A 19,631-nucleotide genomic window follows, 5' to 3' on the forward strand; every position below is an offset into this window, starting at 1 on the left:
GCGATGTGACACCGGAAATTCTCGACTGCCTGATTGTCGGTGCCGGACCCGGCGGCCTCCAGGTCGCCGCATGCCTCCGGGAAGAGGGGCTGACCTACGAGATCGTCGAGCAGGGGGGTATTCCCGGATCCTTCTTCACCACCTATCCCCGACATCGGCAGTTGATATCGAGCAACAAGCGCTACACCGGCAATGACGACCCGGAATTCAATCTGCGTATGGACTGGAACTCGCTGCTGTCGGACGATCCCGACCTCAGGTTCACCCGGTATAGCGAACGGTATTTTCCGGCCGCCGACGACATGGTCCGCTATCTTGCGGACTTCGCCTCCGCGCGCGAACTGAATATAACCTACAATCGGAGGGTCGTGTCGATCTCCCGATCCGCGGGGGTTTTTGCTGCGGTCGACGATTTCGGTGACACGCGCCGAGCGCGCCGCGTGGTCATCTCCACCGGGGTGAGTCTGCCGAATATCCCCGATATTCCGGGCATCGAGCTCGCCGAGCAGTACGCGACCGTCTCCGTGGACCCGAACGACTTCATCAACCAGCGCGTCCTCGTTCTCGGCAAGGGGAACTCGGCGCTGGAGACGGCCGACAACCTGATCGAGACGGCCGCGGTCATACACATCGCGGGGCCCAACCCGGTGAAGCTGGCATGGAAAACTCATTTCGTGGGCCACGTCCGTGCGGTCAACAACAACTTCCTCGATACCTACCAGCTGAAATCGCAGAATGCGGTCATCGATGCGGAGCTGGTGGAACTCAACAAGGATGCGGCCGGATATCGGGCCACGTTCAAATTCACCCGCGCAACAGTGGAACACACCTACGACCGAGTGATCGTCTGTACCGGTTTCAGGTTCGACTCCGCCATATTCGCGGAGGATTGCCGACCGCGGCTCGCCATCGACGGGCGATTTCCCGAACTCACCGGCACCTACGAGTCGAGCAACGTCAGCGGCCTGTACTTCGCCGGCACGCTCACGCAGCAGATCGATTTCAAGAAGTCCACCAGCGGGTTCATCCACGGCTTCCGCTACGGGGCCCGCGCCCTGGGCCGGGTGCTGGCGCACCGCCACCACGACAGGCCGTGGCCGCGGCGCCGGGTGGGCAGGTCGGCGCAGGAGCTGACGGCGGCGGTCATCGGGCGGATCAACCGGTCCTCCGGGCTCTTCCAGCAGTTCGGTGTCCTGGCCGACGTGCTGGTCCTCCCGCCGGACGGACCCGCCAGGTACTACGAGGAGGTTCCGGCGCCGTACCTCGCAGACGGCATGGTCGACGAGGAACGGGACGACGCGTTCTCCATCACCCTGGAGTTCGGTCCGGACCACGACACGGTGGACCCGTTCGTCCCCCGGCTCTCGTCCTCGGTGCTCGGAAGGGAGCACATCGATACCTTCCTGCACCCGGTGGTCCGGCACTACCGCCGCGGAGAGGTCGTCGGGACCGTGCACCTGCCGGACGATCTGGAGAACCGGTGGGACCGGCCCGACGTGCACGTCGAACCGCTGGCCGAGTTCTTCGCCCATGCGGTGTCCGGCTGAGCCCGGGGGCGATGAGGGAGGGAAGACACGTGCACCTGGTTCTCCTCGGCGCACAGACCGAAGCGATCGACGAACTCGCGGATCTGGGCCACACGCTGACGGTGCTGTACACGGAGCGGAACCTGGGCCTGGTCGAGCGATCCGCCGACCGCATCGCGCTCCGGGGCTTCGTACCCTCCTACGACTGCCCAGAGCTGGCCTGGTCGGCGCTGCTCCACCTGGGCGTGGCGGACGAGGTCGACGCCGTGATCCCGCTGCACGAGATGGCGGTGGTCTCGGCGTCGGTCCTCAACCGCCTCCTCGGCCTCGCCGAGCGCATCGATCCGCGCACCGCGATGGCCGGCCGGGACAAGGCGTTTCAGAAAACCCTCTGGTCCGCGCGGGGGGTACCGACCGCGCGGTTCCGCACGGTCACGAACACTCCGCGGTCGCTCGACGAACTCCGCGCGAGCATGGGTGATCTCCGGGGGCCCTTCGTCGTCAAACCACCGGCCCTCGGAGGGACTCGGCTGGTGACCTCCTGCGCGAACCCCCCCGAGGTCTTCGAAGTGCTCCGGGACACCCCGGAGCTGCGCCATGCGGTCATCGAGGAGCGCCAGCCGGGGGACGAGTGGCACTTCGACGGGACGCTCGTCGGGGGACGGATCGAGAGCTTCATGGTCTCCCGGTACCTGGCGCCGCTGATCGAGACCAAGTCGGGGCGCACCAACTGCTCAATCGCCTACCCGGTCGGCCGGAACCCAGGGCTCTACGCCGAGGCGAGGGCGTTCGCCCAGTCCGCGGTCGACGCCCTGATGGGGACCTGGGGCGTCTTCCACCTGGAGGTGTTCGGCGGCCCGGGGAACTTCGTCGCCGGGGAGCTGGCGTGGCGGCCTTCGGGCGCGTTGGCGAGCCTGACCGCCCTGCACACCATCGGGGTGAACCTGTGGGGGGCGCACGCACGGTTGCTGGCCGGCGAGGAGGTGACCCCCGGGACGCCCGCACCGGACTCGGTGGTCGGCTTCGCCTGTCTTCCGGTGCAGCCCGGTGCCAGGAACGGCATCAGGCAATCGGACATCGAGGCACTTGAGGGTGTGCGCCACGTGCGGATGAAGATCGGAGTCGGCGAAACCATGGGAGAGCCGGTGTCCAGCACCGTATGCGTCGCGATGGTCCTCGTCGAGGCGCCGGATCTGGAGTCCTTGGAACTCCGAATCGAGGACGCGTGCCGGCGCACTCGTGAACTGCACGCCGAACTGAGCGGATGAGCGGCCGGCGCCCCCGCCACCCTGCCCGATGTGTGGTCCGTCCCGGCCCGCCGGAAAGGAATGCCGTGAGAGCTGTTTCGCCACCGGGCGATGTCCGCACCGACGAGCGGGAGCGCCCGCACCCCGAACTCGACTGCGCCGTCGGCCTCTGGGACTCGCGGCTGTTCGGAAACCACCGGATCGTCGTGCGCGTCGCCCGGTACGCGCGGGCCGTACGCGTTGTGTTGCCCTGGCGGCGCCAGGACGAGAACCCGCACAAAGTCGACTTGATCGTGGTCTCCGCGCGGTCCGGGGAGCGGGTGCGCAACGTCGTGCGCCTGTGTTCCGACCCCACCAGCGGCGAGATCGTCTTCGAGCCGATCGACGGCCTCGGCGACTACTACGTCTACTACCTGCCCTACGCCCTCCTTGGCGCCCGGAACTACCCGAAGGGCTACTACCTGCCGTGGCGTCCGCTGGAGAGCCCGCAGTGGCGGTTCGCCGTCGGGGCGGACGACCCCCGGGCGGTGGCCTCCATGGTGCAGGCCGAAGCAGTGGCCTACCACGCCGCCGGGGAGCGCGAGAGCTTCGCCCCGATGGGCTTCCCCGCCTCACCGGACGAGCTCCAGGTGCTGCGCCGGCGCCATCCGGGGAAGAACCTCCTCCTCTTTCCGGAGTCGCGCTCGCGCCCGGTGGAGATGACCCGGAGCATTCCGGCGCTCTGGATCCGGCGGGGCGCGTATGTGCCGCTGGACGCCGTCGTGCGACGGGGGGAGTTCTTCGCCTTCCAGGTCGGCGTCTATGCGTTCTCCGACGCCGAGGTACGGGTCGACACCGGGGCGATGCCCTGGCCAACCCGGTCGCTGCTCACCGAGGGGGTCCGGGCCGACGGATCGGAGTTCACGAATCGTCCGGTCCGGCTCCTGGGCGGGGAGGTCCGGACGCTCTGGTTCGTCACGGAGGTACCCCCGGACGCCCCCTTCGGCGGTCACACGGGGAGCATCCGAATCGGGCCCGAGCACGCGTGCGTCACCCTCGGTGTGACCGAGGGCGAACCGGTCGCCGACGGAGGGGTGCGAGACCTCCGGTCGATGGCCCGACTCGGCTGGCTGGACTCACGAAAAGCGCAGGACCACAGCCTGGTGGCCCCCTTCCGGCCGGTGGCGGTCGACGGCGGGCGCCGCCGGATGGAGATCCTCGGGCGGTCGGTGGTGCTGGGCGCCGACGGGTTTCCCGAGCGGATCGCCTCCACCTTCTCCGACGAGGTGACCACGTTCGGCGGGGCCGAGCGCGCCATCCTGGACGGTCCGGTGCGGCTCGACGTGGGCAGGGAGCTGGAGCCTTGCCACGCAGTGGAGATCCAGCAGCCGGGGGACGCCACTGCCACCTGGCGCCAGACCCTCTCGGGGGAGGGCTGCACGGTGCGCGTCTCGGCGGCCTTCGAGGCCGACGGATGTCTGGAGTACCGCTGCGAGCTGACGGCGGAGGGAGGTCCGGTGACGTTCCCGGACGTCCGTCTTGTCGTACCCCTCCGGCGCACTGTCGCCCAGTACCTCATGGGCCTCGGCCGGCCGGGCGGGCCCTGCCCCGAGGAGTTGGACTGGACCTGGGACGTGGCGCGGAAGAACCAGGACTCGGTGTGGGTGGGCGACGTCAGCGCCGGGCTCCAGATCTCCTGGAAGGACGACTCCTACCGGCGCCCGCTGAACAGCAACTGGTACCGGGGCTCGCCGCTGGTGGAGCCCCGGTCCTGGGGGAACGGAGGGCTCGGCGGGGTGCAAGTGCGGAAAACCGACCGCGCCGTGGCGGTCGAGGCGTACTCCGGCCCGCTCCGCCTGGAGGCCGGCGAGGCGCGCCGCTTCGACTTCAGGGTACTGGTGACGCCCTTCAAGACGATTTCGACCCGGCGGCAGACGACGGAGCGGTACTACCACGCGCCGAACCGGGCGGAAGAGGTCTCCGGGGCCGGAACGCGCCCGGTCCCGATCAACCATCCCGGGTCCCCGGACGAGATTCGGGAGTACGGCGCGACGGTGGTCAACATCCACCATGCCACAGAGGTGATGCCCTACATCAACGACCCGATGCTCAGCGCCGATTCCCTGGCCGCGTACGTCCGTCGCGCCCATCTGGCGGGGCTTCGGGCGAAGGTCTACTACACCGTGCGGGAGCTGCCGTCCGCCGCCCCGGAGTGCCAGGCGCTGAGGGCGCTGGACGGGGAAGTCTATGCGCGAGGTCCGGCACTCGGCCCGAGCGGACCCAACGTCGGCCACATGTGGCTCCAAGAGCATCTGGCCGGGGGCTTCATCCCGGGGTACGCCTCGTCCAACGTCGACGACATTCCCATTGTGACCAGCGGCGAGTCGCGGTGGCTCAACGTATATGTGTGCGCACTCGACTGGCTCGCCAGGGAGTGCGGGATCGACGGCATCTACCTCGACGAGGCGGGATTCGACCGCACCACGATGAAACGCGTCCGAAAGGTCCTCCAGCGGCACTGCAGCGATCCGCTCATCGACCTGCACTCCGCCAGTCAGTACCGGGAGGCCGACGGTTTCGCCTCCTCGGCGAATCTTTACATGGAGCACTTTCCGTATGTGGACCGGCTCTGGTTCTCCGAGTACGTCGACTATGACGAGATCGATCCCGTTCGCTGGCTCGTCGAGCTCTCCGGTGTCCCGTTCGGCCTCCTGGGGGAGATGCTGGAGAACGGGGGAAACCCGTGGAAAGGCCTCCTCTTCGGTGCCACCGCCCGGGCACCCAGAGTCGATCTTCGTCCGCTGTGGAGGTTCTGGGACTCGGTCCGCCTGCCCGAAACCCGCATGATCGGCTGGTGGTCCGGCTCCGCGCCGGTGGTGACGGACCACGACGAGGTCTTGGCCACCTCCTGGATCGGCGCCGGGTACGCCGTCGTGGCTCTGGCAAGCTGGGCTCCGGGGGACGTGGACGTTTCACTGGAGATCGACAAAGCTGCCCTCGGTTTCGATGACGTGGTGATCGAGTCCCCGGAAATCGAAGGATTTCAGCAGGCGATGGTGGTCAGCGGGGCCGAAAAGATCCCTATACCCTACAACCAAGGCCGTGTGCTCGTTCTCCGCGGAACTCCTTCCGAGGAAGTCCCGCCGCAGTCCTCGTAGGTCGCGGGGTGTATGAGAGCGTTTCCACCGCGACATTTCCGGAGGTTCCCGCAGGTGCGCTCACCTCTCTTGGGGCAGACGGAGTTCCGGTGGTTCTTCTCGGGACGTCTGATCTCACTCCTCGGCAGCTCGATGGCTCCGGTCGCCCTCGCCTTCGGCGTCCTCGACTCGACGGGGAGCATCACCGACCTCGGGGTCGTGCTGGCGGCCCGCATGGTGCCGCTGCTCGCGTTCCTCTTGGTCGGCGGGGCGACGGCCGACCGGTTCTCCCGGAAGACGGTCCTGGTCTGCGCGAACCTGGGGCTGACGCTGACCCAGGGCACCGTTGCCGGACTCGTGCTGAGCGGCCACTTCTCGATGCCGGCTGTCGCCGCGCTCTCCGTACTCGACGGCGTCCTCACCGCGTTCATGACGCCGGCCCTGCGCGGCATCGTCCCGCAACTCGTCGACAAGGACCAACTCCGCCCGGCCAACGCCCTCCTGGGATCAGCTCGGAACGCGACCAAGCTCCTCGGGCCGAGCCTGTCGGGCGTCCTCGTCGTCGCGGTCGGCAGCGGCCCCGCCATCGCCTTCGACGCGCTGAGCTACCTCTTGGCCGCGGGCTGCCTGGTCCGCCTGGCCCTCCCGCCGAGCGCGCCCGCCGAGCGCTCAGCCCCGCTGCTCACCGACATCCGGGCCGGATGGACGGAGTTCCGCCGCATTCGCTGGGTGTGGCGGGTGACTCTCTCCTTCTGCCTGATCAACCTGGTGCAGACCGGCACCTGGCAGGTCCTCGGGCCCTCTCTCACCAAGCAGCTCGGCGGCGAGGCGCTATGGGGCGTCGTGCTCAGCGCGCAGGGCGCCGGGATGCTGGTGATGAGCACGCTCCTGCACCGGCTGACGGCCCGCCACTTTCTCAGGCTGGGGCTGCTCATGGGCGCGCTCGGCGCCCTGCCGTTCCTCGTGCTGGGCGCGAGGGCAGACGCCGGATGGCTGGTCGGGGCCGCGTTCGTGGCCGGACTCGGCGGATCCATCTCCGGAATCAGCTGGGACACCTCGCTCCAGGAGCACGTACCCGCCGGCGTCCTCTCCCGCGTCACCTCCTACGACGACCTGCTCTCCTACATCGCCATCCCGGTCGGGCAGCTCTGCGTCGGCCCGCTGGCCCATGCCTTCGGCGGCTTCCGGGTGACCGTGATCGCCGGCATCGTCTACGCCCTCACGGCCGTGCTCCCCCTGGCCTCCGCTGCCGTACGTCGACTGCCCCACGCCCAGCCCGAACCCGCCGGAGCGGCCGCCGACCACTGCCCCACCGCCACACCCTCTGGAGGAACGACGCCATGACCAGCGCAGTCAGCAACCAGTCGGCCGGCCCCGGGGGCCGCCTGAGCGGGTGGACCGGAGACGTCTTCGAGATACCTGCGCTCACCGTCCACGAGCTCTTCGAGCGCGCGGTCCGCGCAACGGGCACGGGGGACGGCACAGGTCCCGAGACGGTCGCCGTGGTCCACGGTACGCGCACAGTGACCTACGGCGAGCTCGACCGGCAGGCCGACCGCGTCCGGGACGGGCTGTTGGACGCCGGGGTCGCGAGCGGCGATGCGGTCGGCCTGTGCCTACGCCGTTCCCCCGAGCTCTTCGCCGCGATGCTGGGCGTCCTCAAGGCGGGTGCCTGCTACCTGCCGATGGACAGCGCGGATCCGGACGAGCGGCTGCGCCATGTCGTGGACCAAGCCGGCGGCATCGGCGCGTACGTCGTCGACGGATCCCGCGACCTCCCCGTCGGCACGGCCCGGGTACTCGTTCTGGACGAGCCGTGGCGTGCCGCGGCCGGGGAGGAGGGGGGCGGCGGGGGCGGAGGTGGCCGGGCGGTCGGTCAGGACGCCGCGGCATACGTGCTCCACACATCAGGGTCGACCGGCCGCCCGAAGAGCGTCGCCCTGACCCACCGGTCGCTGGTCAACATGCTGCTGTGGCACGACCGCACCCGCCCCGGCACCTGCCGCTCCCGGACCGCCCAGGTCTGCACCGCGAGCTTCGACTTCTCTTTCCACGAGATCTTCTCCACGCTCTGCTTCGGCGGCACCCTCGTAGTCGCCGACGACGAGGTCCGGCGCAACCCCGTCGCGCTGGCCGGGTTCCTCTCCGAGCAGCACATCGAGCGGCTGTTCGCCCCGGTGACCGTACTCAAGCAGCTGGCGGAGGCCGCCGCCGGGGGCACGGCCCCGCTGGTGCTCGCCGACGTGGTCACGACGGGGGAACGGCTCCGGGTCACGCCGGCGATGGCCGAGCTGTTCGGCCGCAGCGGCGCGCGGCTGCACAACCACTACGGCGCGACCGAGTTTCAGGACGCTGCCACTCACACCCTCAGCGGCGACCCCGGCAGCTGGCCCGCGAGCGTCCCCATCGGCAGGCCGATCGACAACGTCCGGGTCTACCTGCTGGACGCGGAGCTCCGGCAAGTACCGGTCGGCGCCGAGGGCGAGGTGTGCGTGGCGGGCGCGGGAGTGGCTCGGGGCTATCTCGGGAGCCCCGAGCTGACCGCCGAGCGCTTCGTCCCGGACCCCTACGGGGACGGCCTGCTCTACCGTACGGGCGACCTCGGCCGTGCCACGGCGGACGGCACCATCGAATGCCTGGGCAGGATGGACGATCAGATCAAGATCCAGGGCATGCGTGTCGAGCCCGGCGAGATCGAGGCGCTGCTGAGCGCTCGTCCGGACGTCCATGAGGCGGCGGTCCTCGCGCACGAGCTGGACGGTCACCCCCGGTTGGTGGCGTACCTGGTGCTGCGGAAGAAGGCGCGCCGGGACGGGGCGACTCGGCGGCTGCACCGGCACCTCGCCGGACTGCTTCCTCCGTACATGATGCCGGATGCCTACGTCGTCCTCGACGCGATGCCGCTGACCCCGAGTGGGAAGACGGACCGGCGCCGGCTCACTCCGCCCGCCGTCTTCGAGAGGCTTCAGGACGCCGGGCCCGCCCGCCCGGGATCACCCACCGAACAGCTCGTCATCGAGGTCTGGCAGGACGTCTTGCGCCTGGACTCGGTAGGCGCCGAGGACAACTTCTTCGAGATCGGCGGAACGTCCCTGCATGCGGTCGAGGTTCAGGACCTGCTCGCCGGGCAGCTCGGCCTCTCCGTCTCCGCCGCTGACATCTTCCGACAGCAGACGGTGCGGGAGCTGGCCGCCCAGCTCGACCGGGCGCGGACGGGCACCGGCCACGGTTGAGGTTCCAGGACTCTCCCGCTCTACCGCTCCCCAGACCGTGGGCCGGCGGCGGCATCCACTGCGTCACCCAGCAGCATCCGGTGCCGTATCGGGGCCGCGGGGGCCGGCGTGCGGGAGCCGGGCCAGGTCCGGGTGGCGGCGGCGCCAGTCCGCGTAGACCGGGCTGGCGGCACAGGTGTCCAGGTAGCCGGCCGCCACCGTGCGCAGGACGGCGTCGCCGTGGGGGGCCAGCGGGCCATCATGGTGCCAGGCCAGGACGTGGCGGTACCAGAGCGGGTTGCCCGCGAGGGGGCGGACGGTGAGGCCGGGGGTTTGCGCGAAGGTGGCCTGGCAGAGGCTGACGGCCAGGCCCGCGCGGACCAGTTCGATCAGCTGGCGTCCCTCGGCCTCGTGCGGGGCGGAGGGGCGGCGGCCGGCCAGCGCGCACACGGAGGACCAGTACTCGCTGGTGCGGTCGCCGTCGGGCCGGGGCATCGCCCAGTCGTGGTCGGCCAGTTCGGTCAGGGACACGGCCTCCTGGCCGGCCAATGGGTGGGTCGCGGGCAGCAGGGCGAAGACGGGTTCGGTGACCAGGGGGGTGAGGATCACCCCGTCGCGCGGGGGCAGGACCTGCTCCGGGTGGTCGCCGAGGACCGCCGCCTCCAGGCGTCCGGCGGCGAGTTCGTCCAGGAGCGTGACGGGGGAGTAGTGGCATCGGGACGTCACCTCGGCGTCGGGCAGCAACGTTCCTATGGCCAGGACGAGGTGGCCGATGAGGGGCGCGCCGACCGATCCGATGCGCACCCGGTCCGGGGCCGCCAGGTGGCGGGCCGCGCGGGCGGTGTCGGCGAGGAGCGCGTCGATGCCCGGCAGGACGGCGTGGGCCCGGGCCAGCACCAGCTCGCCGAAGGCCGTGGGCGTGGCTCCGGCCCGCCGCCGGTCGAAGAGGACACCGCCGAGCATCGACTCGATGCGGCGCAACTGCGTGCTGAGGCCCGGCTGGGTCATGGACAGCGCGGCGGCGGCCCGCGTGAGGCTGCCGGCCTCGGCGATCGCGCACACCACACGCAGGTGCCGTACCTCCAGTTCCATGCCGCGCATGTTATGGAGCGACGACAGCTTTCGGACAGGAGCCGACTCCCGTCAATCTTATGTGAAATGTCACACATGGCAATGGGAGGTTACGCATCCATGAGACCCATCCACCGCCTGGCCGCCTCGCGCGGGCTGCCGGCTGCCCTGGCCGCCGTACTGCTCCTCCTCCTGCTGGTGGCGCCGCCCGCCGGCGCCGCTGACAGCCCGTCGGCCTGCGCTCTGCGCGGCACCACCGGCTGGACGGACGAGGGACACGACACGGACTACTCGGTGTTCCGGCGTCCCGCCGGGACGCTCAAGGTCGCCATGGTCTTCGTGGACTTCCCGGACGCGCGGGCCACCGAGGCCCCGAGCGAGGACTCGGCGCAGATCACGCCCGGGGCGGACTGGCTGTGGTACGCCTCGTACGGCAAGGCCTGGCTCGCGATCGACCAGTACCAGCGGTGGGTCCGCATGCCCCGCGCCTCCACCGACTACGGTTTCGCGCGCGGCCTGGACCACGAGACGCACGAGGCGTACGTCAAGGACGCGGTGGCGGCCGCCGATCCATACGTGGACTTCTCCGGCTACGACATGGTGTACGTCGTGCCGACGCGCAACGCGGCGGCGATCTCCTTCACACCCACGTACGTGTACCAGCCGGGCACGGCGGGGGTGGTGGCCGACGGCCGCCGCATCTCGTGGGCGGTGACCTCCGGCCAGGACATGTGGCACTGGGGTGCCAAGCTGGTCGCCCACGAGACCGCCCACACCTTCGGGCTGCCCGACCTGTACGCCTTCGAGACGGGCAGCGACGCGCACCGCTTCGTCGGCGGCTGGGACGTGATGGGCCTGATCGGCGGCCGGGGGCCGCAGTTCCTCGCCTGGCACTCCTGGAAGCTCGGCTGGACCGGCGACGGCCAGGTCGTGTGCCGGGCCTCGAAGGGCAGCGACACGGTGTACCTCACGGCGGTCGAGTACGGCAGCGGCACCAAGCTGGCGGTGATCCGCACCGGCCCCACGACCGCGTACGTCGTCGAGTCGCGGCGCGGGATCCAGGCGGACGCGGGCTCCTGCTCGACCGGCGCCCTGATCTACCGGATCGACGCTTCCGTGCGGACCGGCCAGGGGCCGGTCAGGGTGGTGGACGCCAAGCCGGCCGCCGCACCCGCCGGCGGCTGCCGCCCGCTGGACGACGCCCCGTTCTGGGCCGGCGAGTCGTTCACCGACGCGGCGGCCGGGGTGCGGATCGACGTCCTCTCCGCTGACGGCTACGGCGAGACCGTACGCATCACGAAGGCGTAGGAGCGGCGCGGACGCGGCAGTGCCCCCGGCTCCGCACCAAGGAGCCGGGGGCACTGCGCGGGGCGGGGTCAGCTGCCGCTCCTCGCCGGGTTCTTGAGCCCGATCGTGGCGTAGTCGAGCTGGCCGCCGAAGGACGTGTGGCCGAAGGCACCCGCGACGTTGGTGCCGATCAGCAGCGGCATGCGCTCGATGACGGCGGGCGCCGTCGGGGCCTTGGCGAGGATCTCCCCGTCCAGCTGCCGCCACGCCGCATTGGCCTGCGCGGTGTCGGTCATGCCGGCGATCTCGTCCATCCGCTTCATCGTCGCCTCGTCGCGGAAGAGCGAATGGTTGCCGGAGTTCCCCTTCTCCTTGATGTAGCGGCCGTCGAAGAGGAAGGGCAGGAAGGTGGAGCCGGAGGGGTAGTCGGGGCACCAGCCGGTGTAGACGAGGTCGGTGCGGTTCCTGGTGTCGCCGATGGTGTCGTAGAAGGCCGAGGGGTCGACGGCCTCGATCGTGACCTTGATCCCCGCCCTGCCCAGGGACTGCTGGACCGCCTCGGCAACGCCCTTGTCCCCGTTGGAGACGGTGATGGAGGTCGTGAACCCGTCGGGCTTGCCCGCCTCCTTCAGCAGCTGCTTCGCCTTGTTCACGTCACCCGTGGCCGGGATCCCCAGCGTGTCGGGCTGCTTGCCGCCGAAGAGCGTGCCCGGCATGAGCGCGGTGGCCAGGTCGTTCAGGGCCGGGCCGCCCGAGGCGGTCAGCACCGCTTCGCGGTCCAGGGCGTACTGCACGGCCCGCCGGACCAGGACGTTGTCGAAGGGGGCGCGGCCGGTGTGCATCTGCACCATCTCGGTGCAGTTGCTCGACTCGGCCAGCAGCCGCGCCCTGACGTCGGCCTTGGTGAGCACCTTGGGGGTGCTCTCCGGGCGCAGCTTGCCCCAGGAGACGGCAGAGGCGTCCACGCCCTCCGAGGCGATGAGCCGGTCGTCGATCTGGTTGGCCCTCAGCCCCATCACCACGACCAGCCTGTCCGGGTACGCCTTGCGCACGGTGTCCGTCGCCGGGTCCCAGTGCGGGTTGCGGACCAGCACCAGCCGCTTGTCCCGGTCGTACGACTCGATCTTGTACGGGCCCGAGGAGAACGGGCGGCTGTCGTACTGGGGGCCCTTGTCCTGGGCCGGGGGCACCGGGGCGAAGGTGGGCAGGACGGTGGCGTTGGGGAATTCCGCGAAGGGCTTGCGGAGTTCGAAGACGATCGTGTGGTCGTCCGGGGTCTTGACGGAGTCGAGGTGCTGCCCCTGGGCGGGGCCCCGGTAGCCCTCGGCGCCGGCCAGGTAGCGGGCGGCGTAGTCCGGGCCGCCGGGCAGGTCGGGGGAGAAGGACCGCTCCACGTTGTACTTGACGTCCTGGGCGGTGATCGGGGTGCCGTCCTCGTAGGTGAGGCCCTTCTTCAGCCTGAAGGTCCAGGTCTTGGCGCCGTTGGAGGAGACACCGAGGTCCTCGGCGAGGTCGGGGACCAGCTCTCCGCCCTTCGTGCCCGGTTCCGGCTTGTACGCCACCAGGGTGCGGTAGAGCAGCCGGGTGCCGAAGTCCATGTCGCCGATGACCCAGTTGCGGGCCGGGTCGAGGTGGGTGAAGTCCTGGTCGGACAGGACGGTCAGCGTGCCGCCCTTCTGCGGAGTGCCGCCGACGGTAGCCCCCGCGTTGGCGAGGGCGGAGTTCTTCACGTCCTTGTCCTGCCGACTGCCGCCGGAGTGGCTGCCGGTGGAACAGCCGGCCGTGCCGAGTGCGAGGGTCGCCGCCAAGGCGGTGGCGACGGCGTGGAGAGTGCGCTTGTTCATCAGTGGTCACTTCCGTGAACAGTCGGACAGCCCGAGGCTGAGGAGGGAGGTTGGAATGTGACCGATAACATAGTTATGTGAAATGGCACTCACAATTGTCGCGCCTCCATAGCGCGGAGTTATGGGTAAGTGAGGGCTCCACCGCCCCGGTTGGGTCGCGCCATGCTGTCCCGCGATGTCACACGTCACCGTGCGGCCATGCGGCCGCGAAAGGGATTCATGAACCCCGCGTACGCGACCGCCGACCACGTCTTCACCGTTCCCCTGGACCACACGGCCCCGAACGGACCGACCATCGAGCTCTTCGCCCGGGAGGTCACCGACGCACGCCACGTGGACCGGCAACTCCCCTGGCTGCTCTATCTGCAGGGCGGCCCCGGCGGCAAGTCGCCCAGGCCGTCGGCCGGTTCACCCGGCTGGCTGCCCCAGGCCCTCACCACCCACCGGGTCCTCCTCCTCGACCAGCGCGGCACGGGCCGCTCCGCACCCGTCACCGCCCGCGCGGCCGCCCGCTTCGCCTCACCGGCCGGCCTGGCCGACCACCTCGGCCACTTCCGCGCCGACTCGATCGTCGCGGACGCCGAACTGATCCGCCGGAAGCTGTGCGGTGACGAGCCCTGGGAGACCCTCGGCCAGAGCTACGGCGGCTTCATCACCCTCACCTATCTCTCCCAGGCCCCCGAAGGCCTGCGGGCGTGCTACGTGACCGGCGGCCTGCCCGGCCTCTCGGCCACCGCCGACGACGTCTACGCCCGTACCTACCCCCGGGTGCGCGACCGCGTCCTGGACTTCTACGCCCGCTACCCCGACGACGCCGCCCGGCTGCGCGAGATCGCCCGCCTGCTGACCGCCACCGATGTGCGCCTGCCGGACGGAGACCGGCTCACCCCCCAGCGCCTCCGCACGCTCGGCCTCGTCCTCGGCATGGGCGACGGCTTCGAGCGGATCCACTGGCTGCTCGACGAATCCCTCGACGCGCAAGCGAAGCCCACCGACACGTTCCTGCACCAGGTGATGACACTGACCGGCTTCACCGACAACCCGCTCTTCGCCGTCATGCAGGAGAGCTTGTACGGCCAGGGAGCGGGGCCGACGGGCTGGGCGGCGTCCAGGGCCCTGGCGGCCTTCCCCGAGTTCGCCGAGGACGCCGACCCGCTCCTGCTCACCGGAGAAATGATCTACCCCTGGATGTTCCGCGAGATCCAGGGCCTGCGCCCCTTCGCCGACGCCGTCGACCTGCTCGCCGAACGCACCGACTGGCCACCGCTGTACGACCCCCGCCGCCTCGCCGCCAACCGGGTCCCGCTCGCCGCACTCGTCTACCACGACGACATGTACGTGGACGCCGGGCTCTCCCTGCGCACCGCGCGCGAGGTCGGCGCCACCCGGGTATGGGTCACCAACGAATGGGAGCACGACGGCGTCACCGCCTCCGGCGGCCGCGTGCTGTCCCGCCTGATGGACCTGGCCGCGGGCCGCGCCTAGGGCCTCCCCTCCCTCCTCCACCCTCCCTCGCACCCCTCAACCTGCCTCCGACGGGAGAGACATGACCAACCCGCTCCGCCGCCTGCTGCCGCTCCCCGCGGCTGTCGCCCTCGTCTCCTGCCTCTCCGCCCCCACCGCGGCCGCTGCCCCCGGCCCGCCGGACCCCGCCGCCGGCTGCGCCCTCCCCGGCCGGACCGGCTGGACGGACGAGGGCCATGACACCGACCGGACCCAGTTCCAGCCCGCCACCGGAACCCGCCGCGTCCTGACGCTGTACGTGGACTTTCCCGACGCCCCGGCCACCGACTCCACCGAGCCGTACGCCGCTCACCTCGCCCCGGCCGCCGACTGGATGGGCCGGGCGAGCCACGGCCGTCTGCGGCTGGAGAACACCCCGCTGCACCGCTGGATCCGGATGCCCGCCGACTCCACCTCCTACGGCTTCGCGCGCGGCCTCACCTTCGAGGCCCACGAGAAGTACCTCCGCGACGCGATCACGGCCGCCGACCCTTACGCGGACTTCTCCCGCTACGACATGGTCTACGTCGTCCCCGCCAAGGCGGCGACCGCCATCCCCTTCTCACCGACCTACCTGTACGACCCGGCGACGCCGGGCATCACCGCCGACGGCACCCGCCTCAAATGGGCCGTCACCTTCGGGCAGGACATGTGGCACTGGGGCCCCAAGGTCGCGGCCCACGAGACCGCCCACACCTTCGGGCTGCCCGACCTGTACGCGTTCACCGGCGCCCCCCACCAGTACGTGGGCGGCTGGGACCTCATGGGCGACATCGCCGGCCACGCCCCGCAGTACCTCGGCTGGCACTCCTGGAAGCTCGGCTGGACCCGCGACGACCAGGTGGCCTGCCTGCCCGCGTCCGGTCGCCGGACGGTACGGCTGACCCCAGTGGAACGGCCCGGCGGAACCAAGATCGCCGTGCTGCGGACCGGTGAGACGACGGCGTACGTGGCGGAATCCCGCCGTGCCGAGGGCAACGACGCGGCGGCCTGCTCCAGCGGCGTCCTCATCTACCGGGTCGACTCCGCTGCCCGGACCGGCGAGGGCCCGGTGCGGATCATGAACGCGAACCCGGCCGTGCCCCCGCCCGCCGGCTGCGCCCCGCTGGACCTGGCCGCGTACGCACCCGGACAGAGCTTCACCGACCCCGCGTCCGGCGTGCGCATCGACGTCCTCGCGGGCGGACGCACGGGAGACACGGTGCGGCTGAGCAAGGAGTGAACCCGGTCCGGGCGCGACCGCCGTTCACGCGGTCCCGAGCGACCCTGGCGGCCGGAGGACCTGCGGGGTCTGTTCCGATCACGCGTGGCCGGCGGGTGCCGGCCGGCTGAGGTGTGATCCCGGGGGTGTGGGCGGGTGTGGGTGGAGCAGGCCGACGGTGATGGCCGCGGCGGCGGATACGGCGCCGCCCAGGGCGAGCGCGGTGCGGGGGCCGGCGCTCTGTGCGATCCATCCGATCAGCGGGGCGAGCAGGGGTGTGGTGCCCAGGGTGGCCAGGAGGTACAGGCTCATGATCCGTCCGCGTATGCCGTCGCCGACGCCGAGCTGGAGGCGGGCCTTGGCGGCGGTGAGGAAGACCAGCAGCGCCGTTCCCGTCGGGACGAGCAGGACGAGGAACGTGACCGGTCCGGGCATCAGGGCGCAACCGGTCTCCAGCGTCCCGAAGGCGAGGGCGGGGGCCGCCAGTCGGCGGCCGGCCACCCGCGGGTGGCGGGCGGCCAGGAGCGAGCCGATGACGGAGCCGGCGGCCAGGGCGGTGTTGCCGAGCCCGAACACGGCGGCCGGGGCCCGGTAGACGCGTGTGATCATCAGCGCGGTGGTGATCTGGAAGTTCATGCCGAACGCGGCGACGACGGCGACGAGGACCAGGGTGAGGGCGAGCTCGCGGTGGTCGCGGACGTAGCGCAGGCCCTCTCGTACTTGCCGTTGGGCGCGGGGAAGCGGCGGGGCCGGGCGGCCGGCTCGGGGGTCCATGCGCAGGAGGCATGCGATCACGGTCAGGTAGGAGAGGGTGTTGGCGAGGAAGGCGGGGCCGGGGCCGAAGAGGACGATGAGGGGGCCGGCGAGCGCGGGGCCGGCCATGCGGGCGAGGTTGAGGGCGGCGCTGTTGAAGGCGAGGGCGCTGACGAGCTGGCCGGGTGCGACGGATTCTCCGATGAAGGCCTGCAGGGCCGGTTTCTCGACGACCATGGTGAGCCCGAGGGCGAGGGCCAGGACGTAGAGGGTGTCCAGGCGTGCTGTGCCGGTGGCGACGAGCAGGGCGGGGACCAGTGCGAGGGCTGCCATGACCGTCTGGGAGGCGAGCAGGATCCGGCGCGTGGAGTGCCGGTCGACGAGGACGCCGCCGTAGGGGCCGAGCAGCAGGAGGGGCAGGAACTGCAGGGCCGTGGTGATGCCCAGGACCGTGCCGTTGCCGTGTGACAGTTGCAGGGCCAGCCAGTCCTGGGCCACCTTCTGTATCCATGTCCCGGTGTTGGATGCCGTCTGGCCGAGGGCGAAGAGCCGGAAGGCCGGGCTTTTCAGCAGCGGCCACCGGTGCAGCCGGGGCGTGGGTACAAGCACGGGCGGGCTCCTCCGCCTATCGGTCCGACGATGCGTCTCGGCGTCCGCCAGCCGTGAGACGACGCCGGCAGGCTGCGGCGAGCGCGGGGGCGACCTCTTTCATCTCGGGCTGCCAGCCGGCGTTGGCGTTGACCTCGCAGACCGTGAAGTCGCCGTCCGGGGCGAACAACAGGTCCACGCCCGCGACCCCGAGCCCCATGACGGCGGCGGCCCGGACCGCTAGCTCCTCACCTTGGGGGTACCGGCCGGTACACGGCGCAAGGGACGCGCCCAGAGCCAGATTGGAACGGAACTCCCCTCCACTGGCGGTACGCACGACCGCCCCGGCCGCACGCCCGTCGACGACCACCACCCGCAGGTCCCGGCCGTGGGAGGACGCCACGTACTCCTGGAACAGACAGGCGGCCTCCGGTGCGAGCCCGTCGTGCACAGCCCGGAGGGTGTCGGCGTCCGGCGCCAGGAACACCTGCTCGCCGCGGTGCCCCCGCACCGCCTTCACCACGCACGGCTGCGGTATCCCGCCACCGGTCACCGCATCCAGCGAGCCACCCGCACCCATGAAGGTCTCCGGCACCGCGAGACCCGCTGCCGCGAGCCGCTGCACCTGCCAGAACTTGTCCAAACAGGCCAGGACCGCATCCGCCGGGTTCAGCAGGACACTGCCCATCGCCTCCAGGTGCCGCAACAGCGAGACCTCCCTGCCCACCTCCGTTCCCGGCGTCCACACACGTCCGTACGCCACCCGGGGAGCCGCCACCACACACCCGTCCCGACCACGCAACGTCAGGCCGTCCGGCCCGGCCCCCATCAACAGCTCACCGCTGCTCACGACAGCGAACCGGTCACCGAACTCCTCCTCCAGAGCCGTCCTGATCAGCCCGGTCACCGGCCGCCGCGACAGACCGGCACCCAGCACCAGCCACACATCGGCCCCGCGGCCCGCCACATCCATACGCCTCGCACCACGACCAGCCACGGACACCCCGAATCCTCCCGATCACCAGGCCGCCGGACAGTCCGCCACCCCTACCAAGCCCTGCCCATATCAGGCGATGGCAGGCAGAACGCCCTGGGTCTCACTCAGATGGCGCAGGCCGGGGTCCGGGTTGGGTCCCCATCAGACGCTCAGGCAGGGGTGACCGGCGCTTACGGCAGGGGGGTGCGGTGGAGGCTGATCAGCAGGCGCCAGACGCGTCCCGAGATCTCGGCGGGGGAAGCCTCGATGAGGCCGTGCAGCCAGTCGGCGAGCACCCCGGCGAAGGCGGAGGCCACGGCGGAGGCGATGAGGTCGGGCTCCGGTGCGCCGGCCAGGGCGCGTTCGGCCCGGCTGCGGGCCCGCAGGTCCCGGTGCAGGGCGTGGCCGAGCGGACCGCCGCCGCCGGGGCGGAGCAGCTCCCGGTAGAGCCCGGCATGCCGGGGGAGACCGTCGAAGAACTCGACCAGGGCGGGCGGCGGGCTCGCCGGGTCGGGGACGCCGCGCCAGGCGTGCAGGGCGTCCACCGCCTCCCGGACGATCTCGGCGCAGGTGTCGACGGCGAGCGCCTCCAGGTCGGCGTAGTGCAGGTAGAACGTGGCCCGGCCTACGCCGGCCCGGCGTGCGACGGCGGAGACGCCGACCTTCTCCAGCGGGCGGCTCCCGCACTCCTCCAGCAGGGCCTGCCGCAGCCTGGCCCGGGTCCGCTCGGTGCGGGGGTCCTCCGGCACGCCCCTCACCCGGCCGGCAGGACGGCGCCGAGCGCCAGGGCCCCGGGCAGGGCCTGCGCGATCAGGATGCGACGGTTCGCGGTGAGGCCGCCGTAGATCCCGGCGACCACCACGCAGACGAGGAAGAAGACCCGGACCCGGAAGGCGGTCGGGTCCCCGGCGAACAGGCTCCAGACCAGCCCGGCCGCCAGGAATCCGTTGTAGAGCCCCTGGTTCGCCGCGAGGCCGGCGGTCGCGCGGGCGAGCTCCGCGTCGAAGCCGGAGAGCTTGCGGCCGGGCGGCCGCTCCCACAGGAACATCTCCAGCACCAGGAAATACACGTGCAGCACGGCCACCAGGCCCACCAGCACCGTCGCGGTCGTCTCCATCGGCGTGACCCCGCCCCTTCGTCATTAATGGACAGGTGTCCAGAATAACTGGACAGCTGTCCATGATGTCAATCTCCCACCGCAAGGGCTGTGGGTCCGGCGGCCGCCCGGTCCGCCGTAAGACTTCCGTCAGGGGTGGACCTGTGGCCGCGGGGTCCGGGATGCCGTTGAATGCGTGTCTGAGTACGGA

General features: G+C 71.0%; 14 protein-coding genes. 8 read left to right on the top strand and 6 right to left on the bottom strand.

Annotated elements, in window-relative coordinates; translation table 11 throughout:
* Nucleotides 1-5 precede the first annotated feature (5 nt).
* The 5 genes from BX286_RS32185 to BX286_RS32205 all read left to right on the top strand — a co-directional run bounded on the left by BX286_RS32185 (nucleotide 6) and on the right by BX286_RS32205 (nucleotide 9,122).
* A complete protein-coding gene (locus BX286_RS32185; RefSeq protein ID WP_185117343.1) occupies nucleotides 6-1,547 on the top strand; it encodes an NAD(P)-binding domain-containing protein in 1,542 nt (513 codons plus the stop codon).
* Nucleotides 1,548-1,576: 29 nt separating this feature from the next.
* Nucleotides 1,577-2,794: an acetyl-CoA carboxylase biotin carboxylase subunit family protein gene (locus BX286_RS32190; RefSeq protein WP_100864670.1), complete on the top strand. Its 1,218-nt coding sequence runs from the start codon at nucleotides 1,577-1,579 to the stop codon at nucleotides 2,792-2,794.
* Nucleotides 2,795-2,859: 65 nt separating this feature from the next.
* Nucleotides 2,860-5,910 (top strand): glycoside hydrolase domain-containing protein, encoded by a 3,051-nt coding sequence (locus BX286_RS32195; protein WP_121017200.1) that lies wholly within the window; start codon nucleotides 2,860-2,862, stop codon nucleotides 5,908-5,910.
* A gap of 54 nt (nucleotides 5,911-5,964) precedes the next feature.
* Nucleotides 5,965-7,233: an MFS transporter gene (locus BX286_RS32200; RefSeq protein ID WP_187344239.1), complete on the top strand. Its 1,269-nt coding sequence runs from the start codon at nucleotides 5,965-5,967 to the stop codon at nucleotides 7,231-7,233.
* On the top strand, nucleotides 7,230-9,122 hold the full coding sequence (locus BX286_RS32205) for a non-ribosomal peptide synthetase (RefSeq protein WP_079423843.1): 1,893 nt from the start codon (nucleotides 7,230-7,232) through the stop codon (nucleotides 9,120-9,122). The genes BX286_RS32200 and BX286_RS32205 overlap by 4 nt, the downstream gene beginning before the upstream one ends.
* Nucleotides 9,123-9,185: 63 nt before the next feature.
* Here the strand turns inward: BX286_RS32205 and BX286_RS32210 are convergent, their stop codons facing one another.
* The gene (locus BX286_RS32210) at nucleotides 9,186-10,193 is read right to left on the bottom strand and encodes a LysR family transcriptional regulator (RefSeq protein ID WP_121017793.1); all 1,008 of its coding nucleotides are present in this window, start codon (nucleotides 10,191-10,193) and stop codon (nucleotides 9,186-9,188) included.
* A gap of 99 nt (nucleotides 10,194-10,292) precedes the next feature.
* Here BX286_RS32210 and BX286_RS32215 point away from each other — a divergent pair, with 99 nt between their 5' ends.
* Nucleotides 10,293-11,480 (top strand): M6 family metalloprotease domain-containing protein, encoded by a 1,188-nt coding sequence (locus BX286_RS32215; protein ID WP_121017202.1) that lies wholly within the window; start codon nucleotides 10,293-10,295, stop codon nucleotides 11,478-11,480.
* Between the two features lie 68 nt (nucleotides 11,481-11,548).
* Here the strand turns inward: BX286_RS32215 and BX286_RS32220 are convergent, their stop codons facing one another.
* Nucleotides 11,549-13,303, bottom strand: coding sequence for an ABC transporter substrate-binding protein (locus BX286_RS32220; protein ID WP_187344240.1), 1,755 nt, complete (start codon nucleotides 13,301-13,303; stop codon nucleotides 11,549-11,551).
* Between the two features lie 219 nt (nucleotides 13,304-13,522).
* Between BX286_RS32220 and BX286_RS32225 the strand changes: the two genes are divergently transcribed.
* Both BX286_RS32225 and BX286_RS32230 read left to right on the top strand, forming a co-directional pair.
* Nucleotides 13,523-14,788, top strand: coding sequence for an alpha/beta fold hydrolase (locus BX286_RS32225; protein ID WP_100864666.1), 1,266 nt, complete (start codon nucleotides 13,523-13,525; stop codon nucleotides 14,786-14,788).
* Nucleotides 14,789-14,849: 61 nt separating this feature from the next.
* Entirely contained in the window at nucleotides 14,850-16,028 is a 1,179-nt protein-coding gene (locus tag BX286_RS32230; RefSeq protein WP_121017205.1) for a M6 family metalloprotease domain-containing protein, read from the top strand.
* A 78-nt stretch (nucleotides 16,029-16,106) separates the two neighbouring features.
* On the opposite strand, the gene BX286_RS32235 is transcribed toward BX286_RS32230, so the two are convergent.
* From BX286_RS32235 to BX286_RS32250, 4 genes are all read right to left on the bottom strand, one after another.
* Nucleotides 16,107-17,369, bottom strand: a complete 1,263-nt coding sequence (locus BX286_RS32235; protein WP_159036882.1) for an MFS transporter — start codon at nucleotides 17,367-17,369, stop codon at nucleotides 16,107-16,109.
* Between the two features lie 16 nt (nucleotides 17,370-17,385).
* Nucleotides 17,386-18,321, bottom strand: a complete 936-nt coding sequence (locus BX286_RS32240) for a RimK family alpha-L-glutamate ligase (RefSeq protein WP_121017209.1) — start codon at nucleotides 18,319-18,321, stop codon at nucleotides 17,386-17,388.
* Between the two features lie 194 nt (nucleotides 18,322-18,515).
* A complete protein-coding gene (locus tag BX286_RS32245) occupies nucleotides 18,516-19,073 on the bottom strand; it encodes a TetR/AcrR family transcriptional regulator (protein ID WP_079423830.1) in 558 nt (185 codons plus the stop codon).
* 5 nt (nucleotides 19,074-19,078) lie between these two features.
* A complete protein-coding gene (locus tag BX286_RS32250; RefSeq protein ID WP_079423828.1) occupies nucleotides 19,079-19,441 on the bottom strand; it encodes a DUF1304 domain-containing protein in 363 nt (120 codons plus the stop codon).
* Nucleotides 19,442-19,631 lie beyond the last annotated feature (190 nt).

Origin of the sequence: Streptomyces sp. 3211.6, assembly GCF_003634815.1 — a bacterium.
Taxonomy (GTDB): domain Bacteria; phylum Actinomycetota; class Actinomycetes; order Streptomycetales; family Streptomycetaceae; genus Streptomyces; species Streptomyces katrae_A.

What these genes read in the sequence shown, in the direction of transcription:
- BX286_RS32205 (WP_079423843.1), top strand. Translation starts at nt 7,230, where the DNA reads ATGACCAGCGCAGTCAGCAACCAGTCGGCCGGCCCCGGGGGCCGCCTG.
- BX286_RS32250 (WP_079423828.1), bottom strand. Translation starts at nt 19,441, where the DNA reads ATGGAGACGACCGCGACGGTGCTGGTGGGCCTGGTGGCCGTGCTGCAC.
- BX286_RS32225 (WP_100864666.1), top strand. Translation starts at nt 13,523, where the DNA reads ATGAACCCCGCGTACGCGACCGCCGACCACGTCTTCACCGTTCCCCTG.
- BX286_RS32215 (WP_121017202.1), top strand. Translation starts at nt 10,293, where the DNA reads ATGAGACCCATCCACCGCCTGGCCGCCTCGCGCGGGCTGCCGGCTGCC.
- BX286_RS32210 (WP_121017793.1), bottom strand. Translation starts at nt 10,193, where the DNA reads ATGGAACTGGAGGTACGGCACCTGCGTGTGGTGTGCGCGATCGCCGAG.
- BX286_RS32230 (WP_121017205.1), top strand. Translation starts at nt 14,850, where the DNA reads ATGACCAACCCGCTCCGCCGCCTGCTGCCGCTCCCCGCGGCTGTCGCC.
- BX286_RS32220 (WP_187344240.1), bottom strand. Translation starts at nt 13,303, where the DNA reads ATGAACAAGCGCACTCTCCACGCCGTCGCCACCGCCTTGGCGGCGACC.
- BX286_RS32240 (WP_121017209.1), bottom strand. Translation starts at nt 18,321, where the DNA reads ATGGATGTGGCGGGCCGCGGGGCCGATGTGTGGCTGGTGCTGGGTGCC.